At 62.9% G+C, this 11,839-nt stretch carries 9 protein-coding genes; 2 read left to right on the forward strand and 7 right to left on the reverse strand.

Annotated features, from left to right (window positions below):
* Nucleotides 1–76 precede the first annotated feature (76 nt).
* Both ACGYLO_RS02160 and ACGYLO_RS02165 read left to right on the forward strand, forming a co-directional pair.
* A complete protein-coding gene (locus ACGYLO_RS02160) occupies nt 77–733 on the forward strand; it encodes a YitT family protein (RefSeq protein ID WP_271688582.1) in 657 nt (218 codons plus the stop codon).
* Nucleotides 734–871: 138 nt separating this feature from the next.
* Nucleotides 872–3,061, forward strand: a complete 2,190-nt coding sequence (locus ACGYLO_RS02165) for an NADP-dependent isocitrate dehydrogenase (RefSeq protein ID WP_271688581.1) — start codon at nt 872–874, stop codon at nt 3,059–3,061.
* A gap of 108 nt (nt 3,062–3,169) precedes the next feature.
* Here ACGYLO_RS02165 and gyrB read toward each other — a convergent pair whose 3' ends face one another.
* The 7 genes from gyrB to ACGYLO_RS02200 form a co-directional block, all read right to left on the reverse strand.
* A complete protein-coding gene (gyrB, locus tag ACGYLO_RS02170) occupies nt 3,170–5,584 on the reverse strand; it encodes a DNA topoisomerase (ATP-hydrolyzing) subunit B (RefSeq protein WP_271688580.1) in 2,415 nt (804 codons plus the stop codon).
* A 79-nt stretch (nt 5,585–5,663) separates the two neighbouring features.
* Complete coding sequence (locus ACGYLO_RS02175) at nt 5,664–6,284, reverse strand: LysE family translocator (protein WP_271688579.1); 621 nt, start codon at nt 6,282–6,284, stop codon at nt 5,664–5,666.
* On the reverse strand, nt 6,281–7,378 hold the full coding sequence (gene recF, locus ACGYLO_RS02180) for a DNA replication/repair protein RecF (protein WP_271688578.1): 1,098 nt from the start codon (nt 7,376–7,378) through the stop codon (nt 6,281–6,283). Before recF ends, ACGYLO_RS02175 begins: the two co-directional genes overlap by 4 nt.
* A 59-nt stretch (nt 7,379–7,437) precedes the next feature.
* Nucleotides 7,438–8,556, reverse strand: coding sequence for a DNA polymerase III subunit beta (gene dnaN, locus ACGYLO_RS02185; protein ID WP_209216850.1), 1,119 nt, complete (start codon nt 8,554–8,556; stop codon nt 7,438–7,440).
* 162 nt (nt 8,557–8,718) lie between these two features.
* The gene (gene dnaA / locus ACGYLO_RS02190; RefSeq protein WP_136720544.1) at nt 8,719–10,080 is read right to left on the reverse strand and encodes a chromosomal replication initiator protein DnaA; all 1,362 of its coding nucleotides are present in this window, start codon (nt 10,078–10,080) and stop codon (nt 8,719–8,721) included.
* Between the two features lie 521 nt (nt 10,081–10,601).
* Nucleotides 10,602–10,865, reverse strand: coding sequence for a 30S ribosomal protein S20 (gene rpsT / locus ACGYLO_RS02195; protein ID WP_067261164.1), 264 nt, complete (start codon nt 10,863–10,865; stop codon nt 10,602–10,604).
* A 175-nt stretch (nt 10,866–11,040) separates the two neighbouring features.
* Nucleotides 11,041–11,817, reverse strand: a complete 777-nt coding sequence (locus ACGYLO_RS02200) for an enoyl-CoA hydratase (RefSeq protein ID WP_067261165.1) — start codon at nt 11,815–11,817, stop codon at nt 11,041–11,043.
* Nucleotides 11,818–11,839: the final 22 nt, after the last annotated feature.

Below are 11,839 nucleotides of genomic sequence, written 5' to 3' on the forward strand. Positions count from 1 at the left end.
GGCTAGATTGACCTTGCCGGTTCTGACGTAAACTGGAACAACAGGGCATCTTGAGCATCCCGCCAAAGGTCGCGCCGTGAGTTTCCTTTCTGTCACCTCTGTTCCCCGGCTGCGGTGGAGTTCGCCCAAAGCCTTCACGCTCAGGCCGCCATTGGCCTCGATGGTGTTTCTGGTGCTGGGATTGGTGATGTTTGGCTTGGGCGAGGCGCTTTTGGTCACCGCGGGCGTCGGCGTCAGCCCTTGGACCGTCTTCGCCGAAGGGGTGACCCGCATCACGGGGTGGAGCCTCGGCTTTGCGACCTTCCTGATCAGCGCCGTGGTTCTTTTGCTCTGGATCCCGCTGATGCAGTCGCCCGGTATCGGCACCATTCTGAACGCGGTGATCGTGGCGCTGGTGCTGGAATATGCGCTGCCGATCTTGCCCCACTTCGACAGCTATCTGGCGAATGCCTTTCTGGCGCTGACCGGCGTCTTTGTGACCGGCTTTGGCGGTGCGATCTATCTTGTGGCAAACCTCGGCCCCGGGCCGCGGGACGGGTTGATGACGGGGCTGCAACGGGTCACTGGCAAACCCATCGCGCTGGTGCGTATGAGCATCGAGTTATCGGTCGTCGTGGTCGGCTGGGCCTTGGGCGGGACCTTGGGCCTCGGCACGCTGCTTTTCGCGGTGGGGATCGGTCCGGCCATGGCGATTGGGATGCAGATTTTGCAACTGCGCAGCGTGACCCGCTAAGCGGCGGCGCTGCAAAAGGCTGAAATCCGCTCCTTCAGCGCATTTTCCCAAACGACCCCACCGCATACTGCGGTATACCGTCGACCTTCGCCGCCTCTTCCGCTATCAGGGCAGCAAATGCAGCAATTTGGAGCAATCATGTCCGATATCATCTATACCAAAGTTGACGAAGCGCCGGAGCTGGCCTCTGCCTCGCTGTTGCCAATCATCAAAAAGTTCGCCGAAGCCGCCGGTGTGAGCGTCGGCACGAAAGACATCAGCCTCGCGGGCCGTATCCTTGCGACCTTCCCTGAGCATCTGAGCGAAGAACAGCGTCAGTCGGACGATCTGGCGGAATTGGGCCGTCTGGTGAAGACGCCCGAGGCCAATGTTATCAAACTGCCGAACATCTCTGCCTCCGTGCCGCAGCTTGTCGCCGCGATCAAAGAGCTTCAGACCCAAGGCTACGCGCTGCCCGACTACCCCGAAGAGCCGAGCACAGACGAAGAAAAAGCCGTGCGCGCCAAATATGACGGCATCAAAGGCTCCGCCGTGAACCCGGTTCTGCGCGAAGGCAACTCCGACCGCCGCGCGGCCAAGGCCGTGAAGAGTTTTGCCCAATCCAACCCGCACCGCATGGGGGACTGGGCCGCCGACAGCAAGACGCATGTCTCCTCCATGTCGGGCAATGATTTCTTCTCCAACGAAGTTTCGGCCACGCTCGACGCCGCGACTGGCGCCAAGATCGTGCTGGAAACCGCGGACGGGGAAAAGGTGCTGAAAGAGGGGCTTGAGTATCCCGCCGGCACCGTGGTCGACGCGACCTTCATGAGCGCGGCCGCGCTGAAGGACTTCCTCAACACCCAGATCGAGAAGACCAAAGAAGACGGCATTCTCTTCTCGCTGCACCTCAAGGCCACGATGATGAAGGTCTCCGACCCGATCCTCTTTGGTCACGCGGTCAAAGCCTACCTTGCGCCGGTATTTGAAAAGCATGGCGCAAAGCTGAAGGAACTGGGCGTGAACCCCAACTCCGGCCTTGGCGACCTGCTGGAGCGCGTGAAGGGCGAGAGCGAGATCATGGCCGACATTGACGCCTGTATGGAAGAGCGTCCGCCGATGTATATGGTCGATTCCGACAAGGGCATCACCAACCTGCATGTCTCTTCCGACGTGATCATCGACGCCTCCATGCCCGCGCTCATCCGCGCTGGCGGCAAGGGCTGGGGCCCCGACGGCGAGGAGCATGACGCCAACTGCGTGATCCCCGACAGCTCCTATGCGCCGATCTATGACGAGGCGATCAACTTCTTCAAAGAGAACGGCAAGCTCGACCCGGCGACCGCTGGCACCGTGCAGAACATCGGCCTGATGGCGCAGAAGGCCGAGGAATACGGCTCCCACCCGACCACGTTTGAGCTGGCCGAAGCGGGCACCGTCAAGATGATCCTCGATGACGGCACCGTGCTTCACCAGCATAAGGTCGACGCCGGTGACATCTGGCGCTCTTCCTCCGCGCGCAAGGCGCCGATCGAGGATTGGGTGAACCTTGCGATCTCGCGCCAGAAGGCCGAAGGCTGCCGCGCGATCTTCTGGCTGGACGCAAACCGCGCTCATGACGCCGAGCTGATCTCCTACGTCAAGCCCATCCTTGAGGCACAGGGCGTTGCCGACAAGTTCGAGATCATGGCCCCCCGCGAAGCCACCCGCGCCTCGCTGGAGACCATCACCAAGGGCGAGAACACCATCGCGATCACCGGCAACGTGCTGCGCGACTACCTGACCGACCTCTTCCCGATCTTGGAACTGGCGACCTCGGCCAAGATGCTGTCCATCGTGAAGCTGATGAACGGCGGCGGCTTGTTCGAGACCGGCGCGGGCGGCTCTGCCCCCAAACACGTTCAGCAGTTGATGGAGCAAAACCACCTGCGGTGGGACAGCCTCGGCGAATTCTGCGCCCTTGGCGAAAGCCTGAAGTTCCTCGCCGATGCCCGCGGCAACGACAAGGCGCGCGTGTTGGGCGATGCCGTGGAAACCGCGACGCAGGGCATCCTCGACCACGGTCGTTCCCCTTCGCGCAAGGTGGGTGAGCCCGACAACCGCGACAGCCACTATTGGTTCGCGCGCTACTGGGCCGAAGCCGTCGCCGCGCAGAGCGATGACGCGGAGCTCGCCGCAGAGTTCGCGCCCATCGCCAAGGAACTGGCTGCCAAAGAAGCCGACATTCTGTCCGAGCTTGCAGCGGTCCAAGGCACGGCTGTCGATCTGGGCGGCTACTACCACACCGACGCGGAGAAAACCGCCCGCGTGATGCGCCCCTCCGAGACGCTGAACGGTATCATCGGGTAACTCGCCTGATATAAAAAAATCCGCCGCGCCGCTGTTTAAGCGGCGCGGCGGATTATCGTTTTAAGACTTGGCAGCGGCGCTGGCGCTTTGCGCTCGCCTACAACCCCCTCAAAAATCCAAATTCTCCACGCTCAGCGCGTTCTGCTGGATGAACTCGCGGCGCGGCTCGACCACGTCGCCCATCAGCTTGGTGAAGAGATCGTCCGCCTCGGCCATATCCTCCACGCGGACCTGCAGCAGCGTGCGCGCGTCCGGATCGAGGGTGGTTTCCCACAGCTGGTCGGGGTTCATCTCGCCCAGACCTTTGTAGCGTTGCAGCGACAGGCCTTTCTCGCCCTCGGCAAGGATCGCGTTGAGCAGGTCCATGGGGCCATAGATCATCTGGCTGCGGTCCTTGCGGATCAGCTTGGCGGGTTGGTCGTAGACCTCTTGCAGATGCTGCGTGAAGCTGCCGGATTTCTTCGCCTCGCCTGAGCGCAGCATGCGGCCGTCGAGGGTGCGGACCTCCTCCACGCCGCGCAGGATGCGGGCGAGGCGGATGCCGTGGTCTTGGGTGATGCGCCCCTGCCAGCCGCGCTCGTATTCCAGCGCGATCAGGTTCAGACGGTCGGCGACCTTGTCGGCCACGCCCTGCAGGTCGCTGTCCACCGCGCCCTCGACAAAGGCGCCGGCGATGGCGGCCTGTTCGAGGATGTGGCGCGGGTAGTGGGTCGGGAAAGCCTCCAGCACGCGTTTTAGCTGGCGCGCCATGTCAACCACGCGGGTGAGGTCTTGGCCGGTGATTTCTTCGCCGTTGCCTTGGCGCAGCATGGCGCCGTCGACACCCTGCTGGATCAGGTAGTCCTCCATCGCGGCCTCATCCTTGAGGTAGACCTCGGACTTTCCGCGCGAGACTTTGTAGAGCGGCGGCTGCGCGATGTAGAGGTGGCCATTCTCGATAAGTTCGGGCATCTGGCGGTAGAAGAAGGTCAGCAAGAGTGTGCGGATATGCGCGCCGTCGACGTCGGCGTCGGTCATGATGACGATCTTGTGGTAGCGCAGCTTGTCGATGTTGAACTCGTCGCGCCCGATCCCGGTGCCGAGCGCCATGACGAGGTTGCCGATCTCTTGGCTGCCCAGCATCCGGTCGAAACGCGCGCGCTCCACGTTGAGGATCTTGCCCTTGAGCGGCAGGATCGCCTGCGTCTGCCGGTCGCGCCCGGTCTGGGCCGAGCCGCCCGCGCTGTCCCCCTCGACGAGGAAGACTTCGGTCTTGGCCGGGTCTTTCTCCGAGCAATCCTTGAGCTTGCCGGCGAGGAAGTTGACGTCCATCGCCGTCTTGCGCCGGGTCAACTCGCGCGCCTTGCGGGCCGCCTCGCGGGCCTGTGCGGCCTCCACGATTTTGCCGACGATCTGCTTGGCCTCGTTGGGGTTCTCCTCGAACCATTCGGCGAGACGCTCGTTCATCAGCCCTTCGACCGCCGGGCGCACCTCCGACGAGACCAGCTTGTCCTTGGTCTGTGATGAGAACTTCGGATCGGGCACTTTCACCGACAGCACGCAGGTCAGACCCTCGCGGGCGTCGTCGCCGGTAAAGCTGATCTTCTCCTTCTTGGCGATGCCGCTGGTCTGGGCATAGGCGTTAATCGTGCGCGTCAGCGCGCCGCGGAAGCCCGCCATATGGGTGCCGCCGTCGCGCTGCGGGATGTTGTTGGTGAAGGGCAGCACCGTCTCGTGGTAGCTGTCGTTCCACCACATGGCGACCTCGATGCCGATGTCGTCCCGCTCGCCGGTGATGAAAATCGGATCGTCCATGACCGCGTGTTTGTGCCGGTCGAGGTATTTGACGAATTCCTTCACGCCGCCTTCGTAGTAAAGCTCGGTCTGCAGCGGCTCGACGGGGCGTTCGTCTTTCAGGATGATGCGCACGCCGGAGTTCAGGAAGGCCAGTTCGCGCAGGCGCTTTTCCAGCGTCTCGAAGCTGTAGTCGATGTTCGAGAATGTCTCGGTCGAGGCCATGAAGCGCACTTCGGTGCCGGTGCGGTCGGTCTCGCCCACGACTTCGAGGTGTTTGGTGGTGAAGCCACCCTCAAAACGCGCGATATGTTCCTTGCCCTCGCGCCAGATGCGCAGTTCCAGCCAGTCCGACAGCGCGTTCACGACCGAGACGCCGACCCCGTGCAGACCGCCCGAGACCTTGTAGGAGTTGCTGTCGAACTTCCCGCCCGCGTGCAGCTGGGTCATGATGACCTCGGCCGCCGAGACGCCCTCTTCCTCATGGATGCCCACGGGGATGCCGCGGCCGTTGTCGCTGACCGATACGCTGGAATCCGCGTGGATCGTGACCGTCACCGCGTCGGCGTGACCGGCCAGCGCCTCGTCAATGCCGTTGTCCACGACCTCGTACACCATGTGGTGCAGGCCCGAGCCGTCATCGGTGTCCCCGATATACATGCCGGGGCGTTTGCGAACGGCCTCCAACCCTTTGAGAACCTTGATGGAATCGGCACCGTATTCCTGTGGTGTCAGATCAGTGTCGGACATGCGGAAAAAACCCTTATCGTTTGCCCGATTTATAGTGTTTTCGACCGGCATTGTCACGCGAATGACACAAGATTTTGTGTCAGGCGAAGGGGATGATCAGGCCCACGAAAACCAGCATCGCGCCGGAGATCAGATTGATCCGTCGCAGGGTGCGCCGAGCGGTCAGAAAGCCGCGCAGATGGCCCACTAGGAGTGCGATCACGAGGTTGCCGACGAGCGGCACGATGACCGAAGCGGCAAGGATCAGCCCGATGTCGGGGGCGGTGACCGCGCGCAGGTCGAAGAAGCCGGGCAGCACGCCCATGTAGAAGAGCAGCGCCTTGGGATTGCCGAGGATCGCCACCAGCCCCGCGATGAAACCGGGCCACATGCCGGGGCGGGTGAGGCGGCTATCGGTGTCGATCTTCGCGCCCGCCTGCCGGATCAGGCTCAACCCCATGGCGATGAACACCAGTGCAGCGGTCCAGCGCAGCACCTCCATAAGCGTGTCGAAGGCCGAGACGATCCAAGTAATCCCCAGCACCGCCACCAACGGCCAGAGCATGTCGCCGATCGCGACGCCAAGCGCCAGCGGCCACGCCGCCTGAAAACCGCCCGAGAGCGCCCGGGCCATCATCGCGAGCCAGACCGGGCCGGGGGTGAGGAAGAGGATCAGCAGCGCGCCGCAGTAAAGGAGCAGGTCGGTGGGCGAGAGCGTCATGGCTGACGCGCCACATTCGAGAGGCCGTCATCCTCGGTCACTTCCACATATTGCGCGCGGTCCCCGAGGCTGTCGAACAGCTCCGGCCCCGTGCCCGTCATCCAGGCCTGCGCGCCGAGTGCCGTGATCTCGTCGTAAAGCGCCGCGCGGCGCCCCGCGTCGAGATGCGCAGCCACCTCGTCCAGCAGCAGGATCGGCGGCGCGCCGAAATCGGCGGCGATGGCGCGGGCATTGGCGAGGATGAGCGAGACCAGCAGCGCCTTCTGCTCCCCGGTGGAGCAATCCCGCGCGGCGATGCCCTTGGCGGCATAGGTGCCCTCGAGGTCCGCGCGGTGCGGGCCGATCAGCGTGCGGCCGGCGGCGACATCGCGCATCCGGTTGTCCGACAGCGCCAGGCGCAGCCCCTCGGCACTGTCGGGCATGTCGTTTTGCAGCATCAGCGTGGCGATGGGGAAGGCGGTCTGCGCCTCCTCCTGCGCGCTCGCGAGGGCCGTGAGGGCCTGTTGCCGGTTGGCATGGATCTGCGCCCCGGTCTCGGCCATGCGATCTTCGAGGGCGGCGTACCACGCAGGCTCGCGCACCATGTCTTTGAGCAGGCGGTTGCGCTCGCGCATGGCCTTTTCATAGCTCAGCGACAGTTCAGCGTGATCGGGCAGCATCGACAGGGTCACCCGGTCAAGAAACCGCCGCCGCCCCTCGGCGCCTTCGATCCAAAGCCGGTCCATCGCGGGGATGAGCCAGAGCACGCGGGCAATGCGGCCAAGCGCTGTCTGGGCCGCGGCCTTGCCGTCGATCTTAGTCTGCCGGGCGGCGCCGCCTTCGGACCAGAACTCGACCTCGTGCAGCACGCTTGGCCCGTGCAAGACCCCCGTGATCTTCCAGCCCAAAGCCTCGGGACGGCGGGTCATGTCGAGCGCGCTGCTGCGCCGCAGCCCGCGTCCGGGCGACAGGAGCGAGATCGCCTCGATCACATTGGTCTTGCCCGCGCCGTTGGGGCCGTAGAGCGCCACGGGACGCGCGTCGACGTCGATCACCGCGCGTTTGTGCGAGCGGAAATGCGAGAGGCCGAGGTTGGAGAGATACAGCTGCGCCATTCAGACCCCGTTTTCTTGGAAAGAAAACGGCGCGGAAATTGTGAAAATTTCCGCCAGCGTCACACGCGCATCGGCATGACGACATAGACCGCCGAGGTATCGGTGCCCTCGCGCATCAGGGTCGGATCGCCCGAGGAGTTGAACAGGAAGACGGCGTTTTCGCGGTCCACCTGACTTGCGATCTCCAGCAGGTATTTCGCGTTGAAGCCGATTTCGAGGCGTTCGTCGCCATAGGCCACGGCCAGCTCTTCCTCCGCCGCACCGCTGTCCGGCGCGTTGACCGACAGCACCAGCCGGTCTTCGTCGAGTTGCAGTTTCACGGCGCGCGAACGCTCGGACGAGACGGTCGCCACACGGTCCACCGCGCGGGCAAAATCGGCGGCGTCGACTTCCATCTTTCGGGTGTTCCCCTGCGGGATCACGCGGGTGTAGTCGGGGAAGGTGCCGTCGATGACCTTCGAGGTCAGGGTGATGGCCGGGGTGGCGAAACGGATCTTGGTTTCCGAGACCGAGACGGCGATTTCCATCTCATCATCGTCGAGCAGTTTGCGCAGCTCGCCCACGGTCTTGCGGGGCACGATCACGCCGGGCATCTCAGACGCGCCCTCGGGCATCTCGGCGTCGATGCGTGCCAGGCGGTGACCGTCGGTCGCCACGCAGCGCAGGGCCTTGCCGCCCTCGGCATCCGCCACATGCAGGTAGACCCCGTTGAGGTAATAGCGCGTCTCCTCGGTGGAGATGGCGAATTTCGACTTGTCGAACAGGCGGCGCAGCACCGGGGCCGGGGCCGAGAAGTTCGAGGCGTACTCGGAGGACGCCATGACCGGGAAGTCCTCGCGCGGCAGCGTGGCCAGCGAGAAGTTAGAGCGGCCCGCTTCGACCGTCAGGCGGCCAGCGGCGGTGTCGGCGGTGAGGCTAATGAGCGCGCCGTCGGGCAGCTTGCGCACGATTTCATGCAGCAGCGTGGCCGAGACGGTTGTGGCACCTGCGCGTTCGACTTGCGCGGCGACCTTGTCGACCACTTCGATATCCAGATCGGTGGCGCGGAAGGAAACATCGCTGCCCTCGGCCTCAATCAGCACGTTGGCGAGGATCGGAATGGTGTTGCGGCGCTCGACCACGGATTGGGCTTGCGAAACGGCTTTGAGCAGTGCCGCGCGTTCGATGCTGAATTTCATATGCCTTCTCCCATACCGACTGCCGGGAGAGGCAAACTACCCGGTTCCCACGCTTACACAAGAACTTTTGTGGATTTGTTGAAGTGAATGCAAGAGGGGCGCAAGCTGCGCCCCCGATCGCTGTTTGACCGTGTCCTGAGGACAACCCTCAGGCCGCTATGCTTAGGATTCGAGCGCCCGGCGCAGCAGTTCCAGATCCTCGGCGATCTGACCGTCCGAGACCTTGAGTTCTTCGATGCGGCGCACCCCGTGCATGACGGTGGTGTGGTCGCGCCCGCCAAAGCGGCGGCCGATCTCGGGCAGGGAGCGGCTGGTCATTTGCTTGCACAGATACATCGCCACCTGCCGCGGGCGGGCGTAGCTGCGCAGGCGCTTGGGGCCGATCATGTCGCTCAGGCGGATGTTGTAATGGTCGGAAACCTTGCGCTGGATTTCCTCGACCGAAATCTTGCGCTCCGAGGCGCGCAGCACGTCGGCCAGACAATCTTGGGTCAGCCCCATGTCGATCTCGCGGCCCACCAGCGAGGCGAAGGCGAAGAGGCGGGTCAGCGCACCTTCGAGCACACGGACGTTCGAGGTGATGCGATGCGCGAGGAATTCCAACACGCCATCGGCGACTTCAAGGTCGGGATAGGTCTTGCGCTGCACGTCGACCTTGCTTTGCAGGATGCCGAGGCGCAACTCGTAGTCCGTGGGGTGCAGGTCGACGATCAAGCCGCATTGCAGGCGCGATTTCACGCGGTCTTCGAGATCCTTGATCTCACCCGGGGCGCGGTCGGCGGAGATGATGATCTGCTTATGCTGGTCCACAAGCGCGTTGAACGTGTGGAAGAACTCTTCCTGCGTGGAATCCTTGCCCGCGATGAACTGCACGTCATCAACCATCAGCACATCGACGGAGCGGAAGATTTCCTTGAAATCCATCATCTTGCGGTCGCGCAGGGCCTGCACGAAACGGTACATGAACTGTTCAGCCGAGAGGTAGAGCACGTTCATCTCGGGCTTGCGCTCATGCAGCTCGCGGGCAATCGCGTGCATCAGGTGGGTCTTACCAAGGCCGACGCCCCCATAAAGGAACAGCGGGTTGAAGGTCACGGGGCCGCCTTCGGCGACACGGCGGGCGGCGGCATGGGCCAGTTCGTTGGGCTTGCCGACGACGAAATTGTCAAAGCTGAAGCGCGGGTCGAGCGGGGCGGTGCTGAGCTGCGAATTGGCGGCAGGTTTCGCGGCAGCCGAGGTCTGACGTGCGGCCGGGGCGGGCTTTTCGGCGGCAGGGGTGGGCTGCTGATTCAGGGCAAAGTTCAGGCGCGTGGCATCGGTGCCGGTCGCGTTGATCTCATGCAGAATCAGGTCCGAGAAGTTCTGGCTGACGTAGTTGCCGAAGAAATTCGTCGGCACTTTGAGTGTCACGATTCCGTCTTCGACGGCGCCGGGCACAAGCGGTTCAATCCAGGTGGTGTAGTTGTTCTGCCCCACGGTCTTTAGAAGCCGCTCTTTGATCTCGCCCCAGTGATCTAATGTCATCGTGCCTTACGTCCCGCTTTGCTCTTCGCACAGAGGCCGAGTGGATCCCGGCCCTTAATATTGTTTCACCCGGCAACAGGTCATCCACCCGGTCCCACGCGGATGACCGACCTGTGTCCTTCGGACTTTTAAAGAATGGCCTGCCCATGAGCCTGCTGTGCCGTAAACCGGCGCAAGAGGCGCTGAACGAACCGTTCGTGTTCTCATCGACAGGGTAAACGTGCTGGCAGCAGCATTCACGATGGTGCGCGGGACCGTCTGTGAACGGTCACTTGCACCCCCCTGAATTTGGCATTCTGCCAGTTGGCTGACGCCGTGTTCAGGGCCTGTCCCCCCAAGCGAAATGAATCGCTGGACCTTTGGTAGCAAGTGTTTCCGGTTCGCTTCAACATATCTTCCATCTTGACTCAGAGATTGCCGGAAAAGAATCTCTGGCGTGTTTTTTTCGCTGCACCCGCACGAAAAAAGGCGCCGCAATGCGGCGCCTCTTGTGTTTCTAAGGGCTTGGCGATGAAGCCAAATTAGCCCAGTGCTTTGACCCGCGCGGACAGGCGCGACATTTTGCGCGACGCGGTATTCTTGTGGAAAACGCCTTTGGTGACGCCGCGCATCAGCTCGGGCTGGGCGGCTTTCAGAGCGGCGGTTGCGGCTTCTTTATCACCGGAGGTGATCGCCTCTTCGACCTTGCGCAGGTAGGTGCGGATGCGCGAACGGCGCGCTTTGTTGATCGCAAAACGCTTTTCGTTTTGACGGGCGCGCTTTGCGGATTGACGGGTGTTTGCCATGAGTATCAGCCTTCGGGTTCATATGTTGCGTAGCAATGCGTGACGCCAACCCGACCGGAAATCCGGACCCCCCTTTGGGGTAGGTGATTCTAGCCAGAGCGGGCTGCACGCGCATGTATTGGTGCCGCCTATAAGGCAGCGGGCGCGGCAATGCAAGCCGCGCCGGGGGCGACGCTTATTTGTCGCGGAATTGCGCTTCGCGCTTTTCAAGGAAGGCGGACATGCCTTCTTTCTGGTCTTCGGTGTTGAACAGCGAATGGAACATGCGGCGTTCGAACAGCAAGCCCTCGCTCAGCGGCACCTCATAGGCGCGGTTCACGCATTCCTTGACCACGGTGGCCGAGATCATGGATTTCTCGGCGATCTTGGCTGCGGCGCCCATCGCCTCTTCCATCAGCTTTTTCACCGGCACCACGCGCGACACGAGGCCCGAGCGTTCGGCTTCTTCGGCATCCATGAAGCGGCCCGTGAGGTTCATGTCCATCGCCTTGGACTTCCCCACCAGACGGGTCAGACGCTGGGTGCCGCCGATGCCCGCCACGACGCCGAGGTTGATCTCGGGCTGGCCGAACTTGGCGCTTTCCGAACAGATGATGAAGTCGCACATCATCGCCAACTCGCAGCCGCCGCCAAGCGCATAGCCGGATACGGCGGCGATGATCGGCTTGCGCACGCGCAGAATCTGATCGGTCTCGGGCGTGAAAAGATCCCCCATGAAGACGTCGACAAAGCTTTTCTCGCGCATCATCGCGATATCGGCCCCGGCGGCGAATGCCTTTTCCGAGCCGGTGATGACGATGCAGCGGACCTTGTCGTTTTCCTGCGCGCTTTTCAGCGCCTTGGCGAGTTCACCCAGCAGCGCCTCGTTGAGCGCGTTCAGCGCATCCGGGCGGTTCAGGGTGATCAGGGCCACATGGTTGTCCACGTCCACGGTGATCGTTTCGTAAGCCATCAAGAATGCTCTTTGTTGTTGC

The sequence above is a fragment of the Sulfitobacter sp. 1A13353 genome, assembly GCF_043557255.1.
GTDB lineage: Bacteria > Pseudomonadota > Alphaproteobacteria > Rhodobacterales > Rhodobacteraceae > Sulfitobacter > Sulfitobacter faviae.